Here is a 15,666-nt window from a genome sequence, read left to right as displayed (position 1 = left end):
TTGATTACTAAGAAAATTATAGCAGAAACAGGGAATCTTATTCAGCAGCCTATTTCTGCATTATTTGCAAAAGAAGGGACCTTAAGAAGGTCCCGTGCTATAAAGAAATGATATTGGGATCCTTTAGTGGGATGGTAGCCACCACAGAATCTTTCTTGAAATTGAAGTTTTTCCATAATTCAAACCGGTCCACCCGATATCGGATACCGGCATTCTTTCGTAGTACATTCTGGTGCTGGTTGAGATCCTTTGTGATGCCTCCGTTGTACAGTACAAGCTGAACGGACTCTTTTTCTTCCACTTCACTTTCTTCCCGGACTTTAAAACCGTGAAGAGACAGCATAGTATTGAAATTTCTGGAGAGGCTTTTCACATATCCGAAGTTCATGACCTCAAGACCGATGGTCTTCAGTTTCTCATCATAGCTGAGCTGGCCCTGAACATCAATCTTGAACAGACGGATGGGTTTGGCCATATCTTTGATGATTTCTTCCAGCTTGAAAAGATCCGGATCTTCTATGGTCTCAAGAACGATGCCATAAAAAGCAGTTTTCTTTTTAGGTTTTATTTTCTTAATGAGATGTCTTGTGGAATTTTCTATGGCTTTTCCAGATTCTTTGTCTAGAAGTGCTACAAGATAGTATTTCATCAGCTGCTGCCTCCGCGAATGTTTTATTCTATTATACCATATATGCAGGTTCTCATAGGGACTACCTGTCTACGTTTCGATGTGCCTCTCTGGTCTATTTTTCAAAGGGCTGGTGTCCTTGGAACCTAATGTTCATGAAGAACCTTGATACATCTAGATTATAGCGATTTATTCATTTCCCGTAAAGTTCATAATTAGTAAAGATAAAGGGTGCAGATTTGTGATATAATGTATTGTGTTATTTTATCATGGGATGATTGTAATGTGGCTTGAATGCCATTTGATTTGAGATGCGACAAAAGAGAGTGCCCATGCTCTGAAGTGTTCAAAATAAGTGATGAATATTAAAGGTGGACTATATGGAAAAATTAATTATCAATGGTGGAGCAAAGCTTCATGGCGAAGTGGAAATCAGTGGAGCGAAAAATGCTGCAGTCGCCATCCTTCCCGCTGCAATTATGGTGGGAGAAGGAACCAGTATCATAGAGAATATTCCTGATATTGACGATGTGCATTGTTTAGAGAGAATTATTGAAGCCATCGGTGGAAAGATCGAGAAGAATGGAACTACCTATTCTGTGGACTGTACCGCTGAGCTCAAAGTCATTGCAGATACAGAGGATGTCAGAAAAATGAGAGCGTCCTATTATTTGGTAGGCGCTTTATTAGGCAGATACAAGAGTGCCAAGGTGGAGCTTCCTGGAGGCTGCGCCATCGGTGTCCGTCCAATGGACCAGCACATCAAAGGATTTGAAGCTTTGGGTGCCAAGGTCACCATGGACCATGGGTCCATTTCGGTAAAAGCAGAGAAACTCATTGGTGCGAATATATTTTTTGACGTGGTATCTGTTGGTGCCACCATCAATGTGATGCTGGCAGCCACTCTTGCAGAAGGTCAGACTGTACTTGAAAATGTAGCCAGGGAACCTCATGTGGTGGATGTGGCGAACTTCTTGAACACCATGGGTGCGGACATCAAGGGAGCTGGTACGGATGTCATCAGAATCAATGGTGTGGAGAAGCTTCATGGATGCACCTACAGCGTGATTCCTGACCAGATTGAAGCAGGAACCTATATGATTGCCACCGCAGCCTGCGGAGGCCGTGTGACCATAAAGAACATCATTCCGAAGCATATGGAATCCATTTCTGCAAAGCTTGAAGAGATGGGGGTTCTTGTGGAAGAGCTTGATGACAGCCTGATCATCACATCAGATCCAGAAAAGCTCATTGCATGCAACATCAAGACTTCTCCATATCCAGGATTTCCCACAGATGTGCAGCAGCCCATGAGTGTTCTGATGAGCATAGCAAAGGGAAGAAGCATCATCAATGAAAGTATCTGGGAATCCAGATTCAAGCATATGGATGAGCTGAAGAAAATGGGAGCCAGTGTCCTTGTGGAAGGCAGAACTGCCATTATAGAAGGCGTATCAAAGCTTTCAGGCGCCAATGTCCGTGCAACGGATCTTCGTGCTGGAGCAGCTATGGTCATTGCAGGACTCATTGCAGACGGCAAGACTGAGATCAGTGATATCGAGCATATTTATAGAGGCTATCCTGATATTGAAAAGAAATTTAAGGCTCTTGGAGCAGACATTCACGTGGAAAACAACTAGGAAGTGGAAAAATGATTTTTTGTTCATTGTACAGCGGCTCCAGCGGCAACAGCATATTTGTCGCTTCTGAGAAAACAAGGCTGCTGGTGGATGCTGGTCTCACTGGAAAAAGCATCATCAGCGCTTTGGAGAACATTGGAGAAGAGCCAGGAGAACTGGATGGAATCCTTGTGACCCACGAACACATTGACCATGTGAAGGGGGTTGGCATTTTATCCAGAAAATTTGACATCCCCGTGTATGCGGACGAAAAAACCTGGGTCGCCATGGAGCGCTGCCTGGGAAAAATCAAAGAGCACAACATCAAGGTCATTGATGGAGATTTTGAAATCAAGGACCTGGATATCTCCAGTTTCCGTGTGCCCCATGATGCGGTCTCTTGCCATGGATACACCATAGCTCATGGAGAAAAGCGGGTCAGTGTGGCTACAGATATTGGCGTTTTTACCGAGGAAATCCGCAGAGCGATTCTTCATTCCGATCTGGTTCTTCTGGAAAGCAACCATGATGTGGAGATGGTGAAATTCGGTCCCTATCCATACGAACTGAAACGCCGCGTACTCAGTGAGCTGGGGCATCTTTCCAATATGGATGCAGGGCATGCAGCTTTGGAAATTCTGAAGGAAGGTCCGAAGAAGATTGTACTAGGCCATCTATCAGGCACAAACAACATTCCGGAACTTGCCTACAAAACAGTAGAAAACATACTGCTGGAAGAAAAACTGCGCATGGGTCCAGGTATGGATGTTGAACTGTCTCTTGCGAGCAGAATCCGTCCTTCCAGTTATACGGAGGTATAAGAATGGAATACACATACAGCTGTCTTGAAGACTATGATATGGCCATAGATGATTTTATTTTAGAACACGAAACATTCCCCATCATAGAAAAGGATGAGGAGCATCTTTGCGCCTACTGTTCTTCTACATCAGCTTACAGGCTGAGTTTAGTGAAACCGGTGGAAAAAGATCAGTAAGGCATGATATAATGACGAAGCATATTTTATAGAGTAGAGGAGATTTATCAATGAATTTATACAAGCGTTGGAACGATATGGTAGTGGATTATGTGAAGACCAAGGGTGAAAAAGCATTCTGGGATGAGTATTCACAAGTGGAAGGCACCATCTATGCAAGAATTCTTGAAAAGCATGAAGAGAAGTTCACCTATAAAATCGGAGAACTGGCGAAGGAAATCGGCACAACTCCTGAGTTTGTCATGGGGTTCACAGATGGAATCAATGATTCACTGAATACTACCCTGGACCTGGAGACCATCGGGGAAGAAGATGAGATCACCCTGGATATTGATATTGAAAAACTTTATTACAATATGCTGGATGCGAAAGCAGAGTATCTATACAACATTCCAGCTTGGGATCATATTCTCACAGAAGAAAAACGGGAAGAGCTTGCAAAACAGCTGAAGGATTCCAGAACAGTCCGTAATGAGAACAAGGTTGGCAGAAATGATCCATGTCCTTGTGGAAGCGGAAAGAAATACAAAAAGTGCCATGGAAAATAATCAGAAGGCATAGAGACACATACTGCAGATCCATGACAAACAGTCAGGGTCTGCTTTTTATTTTACGAGCACTTCTTCTTTTTTTTGAAACCCTTTTGTTTGTAGGACAAGGTACCATAGAGGAAAACAAATAACAGGAAGAAAATGGTGAGTATATGAAAAAGAAAGTAAGCATAGGTATGTGTTTGGTTCTATCCCTAGGTTTAATCTATGGATGCTCCAGTCTGGATCAGATAAAAGAAGGGATGAGCCCTGGCACCTCAGTGTCTATGGAAGAACCGGAAAAGTTTCAGGTGTATCCGCTGGGAAATGGGATGCACAGAATCCTTATTACAAACCGTTTTGAAGAAAAGAACATAGAATCCCCGGATGCGCTTTATTTTTATAATGAGCAGTATGAAAGTCATTTTCTCATCAAAGAGGAGAAAAAGTCTGAAGCATGGGGCAGCCTTTCATTGGAAGAGTATCTGAGTCTTTCAAAAGAGAGCGTATCTTCCAGATTGGAACAGGTGGAAGAATCCTGGGAAGAGGCTTTATCTTCAAAGCCCAATCAGAAAGAATACTATATCAGAGGATCTCTGGAAGGCAAATCTATTACCTATGCAGTGGAAGTGATTGAAACAGAGGAAGAATACGTGGAAATGATCCTCTGGAGCTTCACTGAAAATATAGAAGAGAACAAGGAATATTATGAGGATCTTTTGAGGTCTTTCGAGAAAGTGAATGTGGCTTCAGAGAATTCAAAAGGAGAAATGGATGAACCAGAACTTTGAAGTGCGTCTCATCGCCGTAGGCAAGCTGAAGGAAAGTTATTTGCGGGAAGCAGAGGATAAACTCAGCACAGTCTTAAGAAAGAAAGTGAGACTGACCCTTTGGGAAGTTCCGGATGAAAAAACAAAAGAAGGCGCCAGTGAGAAGGAAATCGAAAAGGTAAAAACACTAGAAGGTAAAAAAATGTTAAAACATTTTCTGCCTTCAGGGAAGATTGTTGCTATGGATTTAAGAGGAAAAAAGCTGAAGTCTGGGGAGTTTCAACGGATGATACAAAAGTTTTCAGAAGAGGAAACTGCGGTGCAGTTTGTCATTGGTGGAAGCCTTGGCATATCCGAAGAAATTCTTTCCATGGCACACCAGAAAATTTCATTTGGAGAGATGACCTATCCTCATCAGCTGTTCCGAATCATGCTGCTGGAAGAACTTGGTAAAATAGAAGACAGAGTTTAAAGGAGAAAGCGATGCAAGAAAGGCAAATAAACAGAAGGACATCTAGAAGGAAGACACACCACTTTGAAGGAATCCAGGTTCTAATCTATTTATGGGTCTCGGTGATTATTTTTGAACTGTTCTTAAGAACCCAGACAGAATCCGGGTTTTTTAATGAAGGTATTTTTTATTCGCTTCTTTTATCCAGTGCACTGGTGTTTCTTTTTTATCTTCTCAGCACATTTCTGCCGAAGAAAGCAAAGAAAGTGTTCTTAGGGTTTTTCCTGGGATTCATGACACTGCTTTTTGCTTCTCAGCTTATTTACTATAAGATTTTCAAGACATTCTATACGGTTTTTTCCGCGAAGAACGGAGGACAGGTGCTGGAATTCATCAATGACATTCTTTTTGCCATGGGTAAAAATGCATTGGGCTTACTGCTTCTTTTTGTTCCGCTCCTCGGGTATATTCTTCTCAGTGTAAAAGGCAAGAATCTAAAAACAAGATATCAGCATACCTGGTTCGAAAGAGGGTTCATAGGCGTTCTGATGATTCTCTTTTTCGGTTCTGCCCTCCTTGGCATCAATTTAGGAAATCAGGATGTGAACTCTGCCTATGACCTTTATTATAGAAACAATTATCCTGTAGCCAGTGTCAATAAGCTGGGACTTCTGACCAGCATGAGACTGGATCTTCAAAGAACTATTTTTGGATTTGAGCAGGTGCTGGCACCACCGCCACCAAAAGTGGAGATTCCGGATGTGGCGGAAGAGCCTGAGAGTCCTGTTCAGGAAGGCACGGAGGAAGAGCCTGCTCCAGTGTATGAAGAACAAGTGGCAGATATTGATTTTGAAAAGCTCATCGTAGAAGAAGCCAATGAGAATCTCAAGAATATGCATATATACTTCAGTGAGAGAACTCCGACGAAAGAAAATGAGTATACCGGTATGTTTGAAGGGTACAATCTCATTCTGATTACGGCAGAAGCCTATTCTCATTATTCTATAGACAAAGAACTGACCCCTACACTGTATAAGCTTGCCAATGAAGGATTCCGGTTCACGAACTTCTATAATCCCATTTGGGGCGTCAGTACCTCGGATGGCGAGTATGTGGCCACCACAGGGCTGATTCCAAAATCCGGTGTGTGGAGCATGTTTAAGTCTGGGTCCATTTCCATGCCATATGCCATGGGAAATCAGCTGAAACCCTTGGGTTATAAAACCATGGCCTACCACAACCATACCTTCGACTATTATGAAAGAGACATCTCCCATCCAAACCTGGGATATGAGTATAAGGGCCTGGGCAATGGCCTTAATGTGAGAAAGACATGGCCGGAGTCAGATCTTGAGATGATGGAGCTGACCACGGATGAGTATATGAAGGATGAGCCGTTCCATGCGTACTACATGACTGTCTCCGGACATATGCGCTATGATTTCAATGGAAACTACATTGCGTTCAAAAATAGAGACCTGGTATCCCAACTTCCTTATGGGGTAGGGGGAAAGGCCTATATGGCTACACAGATAGAGCTGGATAAAGCTCTGGAACATCTTCTTGCGAAACTGGAAGAGTATGGGGTGGCAGATAAGACTCTTATCGCCATGAGCGCAGACCATTATCCTTATGGTCTTGAGAAAGCGGATATCGATGAACTGGCAGGTCATACGGTAGAAGAGAACTTTGAGCTTTATAAATCGAGCTTTATTCTGTATGCAAAGGGAATGGAGCCTGTGACCATTGATAGACCAGTTTCCAGTCTTGATATCATTCCGACCATTTCCAATCTTATGAACACAGATTTTGACTCAAGGCTTCTTATGGGGGTGGATATGCTTTCGGATGCCCCTCCAAAGGTCATCTTCAACGACAGAAGCTTTATCACAGATGTGGGCAGATACAATGCAACCAAAGGTGTGTTCACTGTGAATCCAGGGGTCACCATGACGGAGGATGAAAAAGAAACATATAGGAAAGCGGTTTCTTCTGAGATTGAAAGACAGTTTTACTACTCAGCTATGATCCTCGATACGGATTATTATGGAAAAGTTTTAGGCAAATAGAAGATAGAATACCTGTAGCATCTGAAGGCGCTGCAGGTATTTTTGTCTTAAGAATCCTTGAAGAATTTCAATTTTCTTTGTAGATTCAGGAGAGCCTTTCTATAATATAGGAGATGGACAACTGTTTGTTCACCTAAAATAGATTCATTGAAGAGATTGGAGAGAAACGATGAAGATAACAGTTTTAGGGTGTGGCAGATGGGGTTCTTTTATTGCGTGGTATTTGGACCGTAAAGGGCATGAAGTGTCCCTTTATGGAAGAGAGAGCTCCAGAAATATGGCTAGATTTCTGGAAACCCGTGAGAATGGACTTCTGACGCTGCCCGAATCAATGACACTGACAACAGATTTAAGTAAAACAAGAGAAGCGGAGGTCGTGATCATTTCTGTGAATGCCCAGGGACTGAGGAACCTTATGGAAGAGCTTTCAGCCTATGAGCTGAAGAATAAGACCTATGTGCTGTGTATGAAGGGGATGGAAATTTCCACCGGAAAAAGACTGACAGAAGTGATGGAAGAGTTTACGGATGACGGATCCCGGACGGCGGTATGGCTGGGGCCAGGTCATGTACAGGAGTTTTATCGAGGAATTCCAAACTGCATGGTCATTGACGCCAAGGAAGAAGAGACAAAAGATCTGCTGATCCAAGCCTTCTCCTCAGACCTGATCCGGTTCTACTACGGAAATGATCTCATCGGCAATGAGATCGGAGGCGCAACGAAGAATATCATTGGTATTGCAGCTGGCATGCTGGACGGACTTGGATTGTCCTCGTTAAAAGGGGCACTGATGTCCAGAGGAACCAGAGAAATTTCAAGACTCATGGAAGCCATGGGCGGAAATGCCATCTCTGCTTATGGACTCTGTCATCTTGGAGATTATGAGGCTACAGTGTTTTCGAAATACAGCCATAATAGAATGTTCGGTGAGCTCTTTGTAAAGAAAGAGAACTATGAATCTCTTGCAGAAGGATACTACACGGTGAAGGCTATTATGAAGCTTTCAAAGACATACCATGTGGATCTGCCCATCTGCAGTGCGGTTTATGATGTTCTCTTTGAAGGAAAAGATCCGAAAAAAAGTCTCAACAGATTGTTTGTGAGAAGCCTAAAAGAAGAATTTTAGCCCTTTGAAAGAGTACTGTGGTGAAGCCTGAATTGGTTTCACCACAGTTTTTTTTGCCTGTCATGAAACTCATCGCCAGCAAGGGCATTGCTATTATTTTTATCACCCATAGACTGGATGAAGTCATGGCCGTGGCAGACAGCCTGACGGTGCTTAGAGATGGCGAATTTGTTGCAAGAAGAGAAGTGAAGGACTCCAATGTAGTGGAGATTGCGGAGCTTATGATTGGCCGTAAAGTGGTAAAACTCGTGGATAGCCTTGAGGATGAAAAGAGAGAAGTGAATTCCAAGAACATCGCTCTGTCTTTAAAAGACTTTCATGTGATTATGCCAGGAGAGATGGTAAGAGGGATTGACCTTGATGTCATAGAAGGCGAGATTTTTGGCATAGGAGGCCTGGCTGGCCAGGGGAAAATCGGTATTCCCAACGGTATCATGGGGCTATATGAGACCGAAGGCGCTGTGACCTTTTTTGGAGAGGCACTGGAGCTGGATAAGCTTGGCAATGCCCTTGAACATGGGATTGCCTGTGTTTCTGAAGACCGCAGGGGAGTGGGTCTTTTACTGGAAGAGTCCATTGAGGAAAACATCGCATTCTCTGCCATGCAGGTAAAAGAGAATTTCCTGATGAAGATCGGACCACTGAAACTTTTTGATCAGAAAAAAGCAAGAGAACATGCCAAGGATATGATCAAGCTTCTCGACATCCGTTGTACTGGACCCAAGCAGCCTGTGGGGGCGCTATCTGGTGGAAACCAGCAGAAAGTTTGTCTAGCCAGAGCGCTGACCATGTCACCAAAGCTTCTCATTGTATCTGAACCCACAAGAGGTATTGATATTGGGGCAAAAAAACTGGTGCTGGAGTATCTTATGAGGCTCAATCGTGAAAAGGGCATCACCATCATGATGGTCAGTTCTGAACTTGTGGAGCTCAGGTCTTTATGTGACCGTATCGCCATTGTTTCAGACGGTAAAATCGTGACCATTCTGAAGCCCGATGACAAAGATGCGGAGTTTGGTCTTGCCATGGCAGGATCCAGGAAAGAAGGTGCGAAACATGCGTGAAAAACTGCATAAGATCTACGACAACATCGGTCTTCCAAGAATCATCATCATCAGTTTCTTTCTTTTTATGCTGATCATTGCCCTGCCACTGGGGCTTAATGTGCAGAGCCTTCTGGGCGACGCCATAAGGCGTTGGGCCATGTATGGCATTCTGGTCCTTGCCATGGTGCCTGCGGTTCAGTCTGGGATTGGACTGAATTTTGGTATTTCTCTAGGTATTGTGGCCGGACTCATTGGTGCCACCTTTACCATTGAAATTGGTGTCGGTAATCCGTTTCTTAGTATATTCCTGGCACTGTCCATCGCCATAGCTCTTGGCAGCCTCTTTGGCATTGGTTACGGACTTCTTCTCAACCGTGTGAAGGGCTCTGAAATGACTGTATCCACCTATGTGGGATTCTCTGTCATTGCCTTTATGAATATGGTATGGCTTTCTCTTCCCTATAAAAATGGAGATCTGATCTGGCCTCTGGGTGGACAAGGCATGAGAAACACCATCAGTCTTTCCAGCAGCTTTGGTCACGTGTTCAATAACATTCTGGATTTCAGCCTTGGCATCAAAGACGGCGCGTTCTACGTGACGCCTGGAGACGACAAGTTCGGCCTTTATATTCCAACAGGACTGATTCTTTTCTTCCTGTTCTCGTGCTTCCTGGTATGGCTGTTTATGCGAAGTAAAGCAGGTATGGCCATGAGCGCTGCTGGTGCCAATGAGCAGTTTACAAAAGCATCTGGCATCAACGTGAACAAGATGAGGATTCTTGGAACCGCAATATCTACAGCACTGGCAGCGGTGGGGATCATCATTTATGCTCAAAGCTATGGGTTTCTGCAGCTTTACAATGCACCTCTAATGATGGGATTCCATTCCGTTGCAGCGGTGCTTATCGGGGGAGCCAGCATCAAGAGAGCAAAAATCTCTCATGTGCTCATCGGAGCATTCCTTTTTCAGGGAATTCTTGCAGTAGCACTTCCTGTGGCCAATAAGATTCTTCCAGAAGGAAATCTGTCGGATGTCATCCGAATCATCATTTCCAATGGAATCATTCTCTATGCACTGTCGAAGACCAAGGGAGGTGCCAAATAATGACCATGAAGAATAAAGTGATGCACTTTCTCAATGAAAACAAGGTAGTTCTCCTCTTTGTACTTTTATGTATCGGTGCCATCATCGCCTCAAAGAATCCATTGACCTTCGTTGCGGGGGAGCTGTTCACAAGAATCGGCCGTAATGGATTTATGGTACTGGCGCTTCTCATTCCTGTCCTGGCGGGTATGGGTCTGAACTTTGGTATCACCATTGGTGCCATTGCAGCGCAGATTGCTGTATTCTGGGTGGTGTACTGGGGCTTCAAAGGGATTGAAGGCTTTATCATCAGTCTTCTTATGGCAACACCTGTGGCCATACTCTTTGGTTATCTGGTAGGTAAACTTTTCAACAAGATGAAGGGTGCCGAAATGATTGCAGGTATGGTTCTGGGCTTTTTTGCCGATGGTCTCTATCAGCTCTTTTTCCTTTATGTCATTGGTGGGATCATTCCGGTGGATAATCCGAGCCTCATTATTTCAGGTGGAATCGGTGTAAAAAATACCATTGACCTCACAGGGAACCTTAAGTATTCCCTGGATACAGTATCCATGCTGAAGCTTATCGAAATTCTGTTTTTTGTCTCTGTGGCGCTGCTTCTCATCAAGATGATATTCAATAAAGTGAAGAAGACAGGTGCACCGTTACTGAAAGACATCCTGACCCTGGCTGCAGTTCTTGGGATCTACGGACTGACCTTTGTGCCATCTGTGGAAAAATTCCTCTCTACGGACAGGCTCCTGCTTCTGGATGGCATCACCATAGGGGTGATTGCCTTAGCCATCTTGCAGCTCTACAAGATGGTAGACGCAAAGTTCATTTCAAAGAAAGAAAGTTTTAACTTCAAGGAGCCTGTGGCGATGCTGATTGTTTTAGGCATCACCTATGCACTGACTTATGTGAAACCCATTGAGAAAATACTCCTTTATGTCCAGATTCCTGTGACCACCTATTTTGCCATTGTGCTTCTATGTATTTTCAACAATATGCTGCTGAGGACTAGACTTGGACAGAATATGAGAACCGTAGGGCAGAGCAGAGTGGTGGCCAATGCTGCTGGTATCAATGTGGACAGAACGAGAATCATCGCCATGGTGATCTCGACGGTTCTTGCCTGTTGGGGACAGCTCATCTATCTTCAGAACATCGGTACCTTCTCCACTTATGGAGCCCATACTCAGGTAGGACAGTTTGCCATTGCCGCTCTTCTTGTGGGCGGTGCCTCTGTACAGAAGGCGACGAACAAACAGGCCATCTTGGGTGTGATTCTGTTCCACACACTGTTTATTGTGGCACCCCAGGCGGGAAAAGAACTCTTCAACAATGCTCAGCTGGGTGAATACTTCCGTGTGTTTGTGGCCTACGGCGTAATCGCTGTATCTTTGGCCATGCATGCCTGGAAGGGGAAGGTCAAACCAAAGATCGAAGCGCCCCCCACACCACCAGCTTCAGATCCTGCACTTGAAAAAGCATAGAATAAGCGAAAGAGTCTGCATGCAGGCTCTTTTTTTCAAGCATAATTAAGTGAGGATACGAAGTTGTGTTCTTTTCTCTTTAAAAACTTAAGATATTATTTAGAAAAGTGCTCGAAAGGCTGTGCTACACTGAAGAAAAGAACTGGAGAGGTGAGCTTTTGTGGGGAAAAAAATCATCATAGGCCTTCTAAGCCTCATACTGGTTGCAGTCACAGCTTTGACAATATTATTTTATACAGATCACAGATACAGTTATGCCATCAGGACCTATCGCGCTCTTTCAGAGGTTCAGTCCATGGAGATTGCTTATAAGAGCAGAATGGGACTGGGAGAGAACCATTTAGGCATCCATGGCACTGCTGCCATGACCTTTGCGCCGAAAGCGGCCTATATTGAAGTGTATACTGAACTTCCCTTTCTGGGGTCTAAAAAGATTATGGATATTTATACCGAAGAGAAAGAGATTTATCATAAATTCAATCTGGCATTTCTGCCTTGGCAAAAGGGCATTCCAATGCTTTCAGAGGATGCGTTCAATCCCTCTAATCTCACAGAACTTTCGCCAAAAGCGGAGATTCTTCCCATACTTCGGTTTCTCTCCTCACTAAAGGAGGAAGAGGATCAGGAAAAACTCACCTACTATACCACGGACTTTTTTTCACCAGAAGAGTTTAAAAAGATTCTATCAGAAACATTGAAGCTGGATGGTGTGAACACAGAAGACTGGAACATCGAGTCTTACAGGATCTCGGCAGTTTTTGACAAGGAAGAAAAACTGCTGAAGGAGGTCCGAGTGGAGTTTACGAATCTGGTGCGTGATCTGTCTGTAGAGAATGAGTTTTCTTTGGAAATTCTTTCTGTGAACTCTCTGGAGACCATTGAAAAACCCCAGGGCCTTCCGGAGAAATAGAGTAAAATGGTATATAATAGAAAAAGACTATTAGAAAAGTGAGGAATTGAAATTTTGAAATACGACATTCTTTTATTTGACGCAGATGATACGCTTTTTGATTTTAAAAAGTCTGAGAAGGAAGCTTTTCTCAGCACACTGAAGGACTATGGTCTGGAAGAGCATACATCAGTTTATTTTGACACTTATCATGAGATCAACACAAAAATATGGAAAGAATTTGAGGAAGGAAAAATCACCCAAAGCGTCCTCAAAATCGAGAGATTTCAGAGACTGAAAGAGGCGCTTCGTGGAGAGTTTCAGGCAGCGGATTTTGCGGAGCGCTACACGGATCATCTTGCAGAGGCTTCTTTCCCCTATGATGAATCCCATGAGCTTCTTCAAAAACTTTCCGGCAAAGTCAAAATGGGCATCATCACCAATGGACTGAAAAAAGTCCAGAGAAAGAGGATCAGTCAATCGGTTCTCAGCCATTATTTTGAAGCCATCGTCATTTCTGAAGAGGTTCAGGTCTCTAAGCCTGATGAGAGAATTTTTGAACTGACCATGGATCTTCTTGGTGATGCACCAAAGGAAAGAGTACTTATGGTGGGAGACAGTTTAGGATCGGATATTCTGGGTGGCATACGATTTGGCATTGACACCTGCTGGTTCAATCCTTCAGGAAAAGACAACAAAGGAGAGATTGTGCCCACCTATGAGATTTCTCATCTTCATGAGATCCTGAATCTTTTGTAGGAGGAGAGCCTGCTTTATAATGGTGTTTTTTTAATCGCGTTCTGACTTCGTTGTTTTATTGTCCATCTGCCTTGGGCGTTCCTTTGATTTATAGAAAGGATGAGGAGTATGGAAGGCATTCGGTCATTATTGATCAGTGATTTCACAAAAAAATCTCGGAGAATGGAATTTCTCGTGCACTATGACAAAGCCATGAGGTTCCTGCCAAGAGCCCGGACCATTTATGATGTGGAAACCACCTTTGGGATGGTGCGGGTATATTATTATGCCAGTAAGGGGAGCGAGGGGAAGGTGCCCCTTATTCTTCTCCATGGGCATTATGCATCCACCATTATGTGGCAGCCGAATCTTCTTCCCTTGTCTGAGAGGGCCCCAGTATATTCACTAGACCTTTTGGGTGAACCGGGAAGAAGCAGACTGAAGAAACCACTCTGGAAAGACAAAGATCATGCTGCTTGGCTGAAAGAAGTTTTGGTGAAGCTTGAAATTTCTTCCGCCATCCTCATGGGCTCTTCCATGGGGGGATATTATGCAGTGAATTTTGCCAGGTATTACCCGGAAATGACGGAAGGCCTCATCCTTCTGGATCCTGTATTTGTTTTTTCCGGAGTCTCCACCCATACAGTGAAGGAATTTGTGAGAATGGGCTTCAGTAAAGACAAAATGATCCCCTTTCTTCTGAACCGGAAAGACTTTCCGTTCAAAGACACAGTAGGAAGATCCATCACCTTGGGACTTAAGTATTTCCGGTTCAGGTCCCCAGTGCCAAGAAGAATACCGGAGAAACACCTCAGAAAGCTGAAGGTTCCGGTCCTGGCACTGATGGCTGGGAACAGTCTTCTTCATGATGCGGAAAAAGCCTTCCAATATGGAAGAAGAGTCGTACCGTCCATTGAAATAGAGTACTGGAAAAATGCCAGTCATGCGTTGAGTTTTACAGAAAGTGATGAAGTCAATGAAAGGATTTTGTCCTTTCTATTGGCGCACTTTGAACGATAAAGATATCCTTTTTTCTCACTGTTGTCTGTGGTATGCTTAAGTTAAAGATTCAGAATAGTTCGTGAATAGATGGAGGTGCTGTATGCGTATTGTTCTTTTGGGTCCCCCTGGTGCGGGAAAAGGCACACAGGCAAAAATCATTTCTAAAGTTCTTTCTGTACCACATATCTCCACTGGAGATATTTTCATGAAGAATATCCGTGAAGAAACAGAACTTGGCATTAAAGCAAAGGAATACATACATAAAGGTCTTCTGGTGCCAGACGAGGTGACCATCGGTCTTGTGGAGAGGAGACTGGAGGAAAAGGATGCTGGGGAAGGATATCTTCTGGATGGATTTCCAAGAACTCTTCATCAGGGAGAAGCACTTTTAAGCCATCTGGAGACTTCTCATAAGATGCTGGATGCAGTTGTGTTTTTCGATGTCCCCCATGAGGAGCTTCTGCTGCGTATGGAAGGTAGAAGAGTCTGCAGCAGTTGCGGTGCAAGTTACCATCTGACGTTCAATCCACCGAAGAAGAAGGAAGTCTGTGATCTTTGCAGTGGACCTCTCATCGTCAGAAAAGACGATACCAAAGAATCCGTGGAGGAGAGGCTTCGGGTGTATGAGTCGGAGACAAAACTTCTCGTTCATTTTTTTGAACTGAAAGGATTGCTGAGAAAAGTCGATGGGACCAAAGAGATTGATGAAGTCACAAAGGATGTTCTGGAAGCGCTTCAGATCAAAGTATGAGGAAAACATGACTTCAGTGAATGAAACGGAAAGACTTTGTTAATATCTGATGATATCGTGGAATCCAGCTGCTTTTTTATGTTACCATGGGGTTACAGTACTACTTCATCCGGAAGAAGTTTCAATGATAGCATAAAAGAACATAGGAGGTTATGTTATGCCAGATATGAAAGATAAATTTGATATCGAAAAGGACAGACTGAAAGGTAAGTACAACGAAGCTGTTGGAGAAGCTACCGATGATGATACACAGGAACTGAAAGGAAAGCTTCAGCAGAAGAAGGCGGACCTCAAGGAAGATTTCGAGGAAGCCAAAGATAAGGTTTCAGATAAGATCAATGATATCCTGGACCGCGATGACAAGAACAGATAGTGAGAATGTGGAAAAGCTCTTCGGAGCTTTTCTTTTTTGTGCTGATTTATAAATAAAGTGTATTTCTTTATCGCTTATGCGAAAATCCCCCATGATA

17 protein-coding genes are annotated in these 15,666 nt (G+C 43.7%); 16 read left to right on the top strand and 1 reads right to left on the bottom strand.

From position 1 onward, the window contains the following. Positions 1-97: 97 nt before the first annotated feature. The gene (locus T487_RS15850; RefSeq protein ID WP_031575515.1) at positions 98-649 is read right to left on the bottom strand and encodes a hypothetical protein; all 552 of its coding nucleotides are present in this window, start codon (positions 647-649) and stop codon (positions 98-100) included. A gap of 359 nt (positions 650-1,008) precedes the next feature. Between T487_RS15850 and T487_RS0106455 the strand changes: the two genes are divergently transcribed. The 16 genes from T487_RS0106455 to T487_RS0106380 all read left to right on the top strand — a co-directional run bounded on the left by T487_RS0106455 (position 1,009) and on the right by T487_RS0106380 (position 15,569). Next, positions 1,009-2,268, top strand: coding sequence for a UDP-N-acetylglucosamine 1-carboxyvinyltransferase (locus T487_RS0106455; protein WP_031575513.1), 1,260 nt, complete (start codon positions 1,009-1,011; stop codon positions 2,266-2,268). An 11-nt stretch (positions 2,269-2,279) separates the two neighbouring features. After that, entirely contained in the window at positions 2,280-3,068 is a 789-nt protein-coding gene (locus T487_RS0106450; protein ID WP_031575510.1) for an MBL fold metallo-hydrolase, read from the top strand. Between the two features lie 2 nt (positions 3,069-3,070). Continuing rightward, positions 3,071-3,244, top strand: coding sequence for a CxxH/CxxC protein (locus T487_RS16405; protein WP_143004606.1), 174 nt, complete (start codon positions 3,071-3,073; stop codon positions 3,242-3,244). A gap of 50 nt (positions 3,245-3,294) precedes the next feature. Next, on the top strand, positions 3,295-3,792 hold the full coding sequence (locus T487_RS0106440) for an SEC-C metal-binding domain-containing protein (RefSeq protein WP_031575508.1): 498 nt from the start codon (positions 3,295-3,297) through the stop codon (positions 3,790-3,792). Between the two features lie 155 nt (positions 3,793-3,947). Then, a complete protein-coding gene (locus tag T487_RS0106435; RefSeq protein WP_031575504.1) occupies positions 3,948-4,565 on the top strand; it encodes a hypothetical protein in 618 nt (205 codons plus the stop codon). Further along, a complete protein-coding gene (locus T487_RS0106430; protein ID WP_031575502.1) occupies positions 4,549-5,016 on the top strand; it encodes a 23S rRNA (pseudouridine(1915)-N(3))-methyltransferase RlmH in 468 nt (155 codons plus the stop codon). The genes T487_RS0106435 and T487_RS0106430 overlap by 17 nt, the downstream gene beginning before the upstream one ends. A gap of 101 nt (positions 5,017-5,117) precedes the next feature. After that, on the top strand, positions 5,118-7,064 hold the full coding sequence (locus tag T487_RS15390; RefSeq protein ID WP_162178227.1) for an LTA synthase family protein: 1,947 nt from the start codon (positions 5,118-5,120) through the stop codon (positions 7,062-7,064). Between the two features lie 169 nt (positions 7,065-7,233). Then, the gene (locus tag T487_RS0106420; protein WP_031575497.1) at positions 7,234-8,190 is read left to right on the top strand and encodes an NAD(P)H-dependent glycerol-3-phosphate dehydrogenase; all 957 of its coding nucleotides are present in this window, start codon (positions 7,234-7,236) and stop codon (positions 8,188-8,190) included. Positions 8,191-8,210: 20 nt separating this feature from the next. Next, complete coding sequence (locus tag T487_RS0106415; protein WP_242848024.1) at positions 8,211-9,254, top strand: ATP-binding cassette domain-containing protein; 1,044 nt, start codon at positions 8,211-8,213, stop codon at positions 9,252-9,254. Further along, on the top strand, positions 9,247-10,341 hold the full coding sequence (locus T487_RS0106410) for an ABC transporter permease subunit (protein WP_031575492.1): 1,095 nt from the start codon (positions 9,247-9,249) through the stop codon (positions 10,339-10,341). Before T487_RS0106415 ends, T487_RS0106410 begins: the two co-directional genes overlap by 8 nt. Further along, positions 10,341-11,816: an ABC transporter permease subunit gene (locus T487_RS15845; RefSeq protein ID WP_051651559.1), complete on the top strand. Its 1,476-nt coding sequence runs from the start codon at positions 10,341-10,343 to the stop codon at positions 11,814-11,816. Before T487_RS0106410 ends, T487_RS15845 begins: the two co-directional genes overlap by 1 nt. Before the next feature lie 160 nt (positions 11,817-11,976). Next, entirely contained in the window at positions 11,977-12,726 is a 750-nt protein-coding gene (locus T487_RS0106400; RefSeq protein WP_031575487.1) for a hypothetical protein, read from the top strand. 54 nt (positions 12,727-12,780) lie between these two features. Beyond that, entirely contained in the window at positions 12,781-13,464 is a 684-nt protein-coding gene (gene yjjG / locus T487_RS0106395; protein WP_031575485.1) for a pyrimidine 5'-nucleotidase, read from the top strand. 162 nt (positions 13,465-13,626) lie between these two features. Further along, positions 13,627-14,463, top strand: coding sequence for an alpha/beta fold hydrolase (locus tag T487_RS0106390; protein WP_162178226.1), 837 nt, complete (start codon positions 13,627-13,629; stop codon positions 14,461-14,463). A gap of 82 nt (positions 14,464-14,545) precedes the next feature. Continuing rightward, a complete protein-coding gene (locus tag T487_RS0106385) occupies positions 14,546-15,196 on the top strand; it encodes an adenylate kinase (protein WP_031575479.1) in 651 nt (216 codons plus the stop codon). Positions 15,197-15,353: 157 nt separating this feature from the next. Further along, positions 15,354-15,569 (top strand): CsbD family protein, encoded by a 216-nt coding sequence (locus T487_RS0106380; protein ID WP_207638298.1) that lies wholly within the window; start codon positions 15,354-15,356, stop codon positions 15,567-15,569. The last annotated feature ends 97 nt before the right edge of the window (positions 15,570-15,666 follow it).

Origin of the sequence: Proteiniclasticum ruminis DSM 24773, from assembly GCF_000701905.1 — a bacterium.
In the GTDB taxonomy this organism is placed as follows: domain Bacteria; phylum Bacillota; class Clostridia; order Clostridiales; family Clostridiaceae; genus Proteiniclasticum; species Proteiniclasticum ruminis.
This window is presented reverse-complemented; position numbering and strand designations above follow the sequence as displayed.

Coding starts and splice junctions, on each gene's coding strand:
- T487_RS15850 (WP_031575515.1), bottom strand. CDS start 649: ATGAAATACTATCTTGTAGCACTTCTAGACAAAGAATCTGGAAAAGCC.
- T487_RS0106455 (WP_031575513.1), top strand. CDS start 1,009: ATGGAAAAATTAATTATCAATGGTGGAGCAAAGCTTCATGGCGAAGTG.
- T487_RS0106450 (WP_031575510.1), top strand. CDS start 2,280: ATGATTTTTTGTTCATTGTACAGCGGCTCCAGCGGCAACAGCATATTT.
- T487_RS16405 (WP_143004606.1), top strand. CDS start 3,071: ATGGAATACACATACAGCTGTCTTGAAGACTATGATATGGCCATAGAT.
- T487_RS0106440 (WP_031575508.1), top strand. CDS start 3,295: ATGAATTTATACAAGCGTTGGAACGATATGGTAGTGGATTATGTGAAG.
- T487_RS0106435 (WP_031575504.1), top strand. CDS start 3,948: ATGAAAAAGAAAGTAAGCATAGGTATGTGTTTGGTTCTATCCCTAGGT.
- T487_RS0106430 (WP_031575502.1), top strand. CDS start 4,549: ATGAACCAGAACTTTGAAGTGCGTCTCATCGCCGTAGGCAAGCTGAAG.
- T487_RS0106420 (WP_031575497.1), top strand. CDS start 7,234: ATGAAGATAACAGTTTTAGGGTGTGGCAGATGGGGTTCTTTTATTGCG.
- T487_RS0106410 (WP_031575492.1), top strand. CDS start 9,247: ATGCGTGAAAAACTGCATAAGATCTACGACAACATCGGTCTTCCAAGA.
- T487_RS15845 (WP_051651559.1), top strand. CDS start 10,341: ATGACCATGAAGAATAAAGTGATGCACTTTCTCAATGAAAACAAGGTA.
- T487_RS0106390 (WP_162178226.1), top strand. CDS start 13,627: ATGGAATTTCTCGTGCACTATGACAAAGCCATGAGGTTCCTGCCAAGA.
- T487_RS0106385 (WP_031575479.1), top strand. CDS start 14,546: ATGCGTATTGTTCTTTTGGGTCCCCCTGGTGCGGGAAAAGGCACACAG.
- T487_RS0106380 (WP_207638298.1), top strand. CDS start 15,354: ATGCCAGATATGAAAGATAAATTTGATATCGAAAAGGACAGACTGAAA.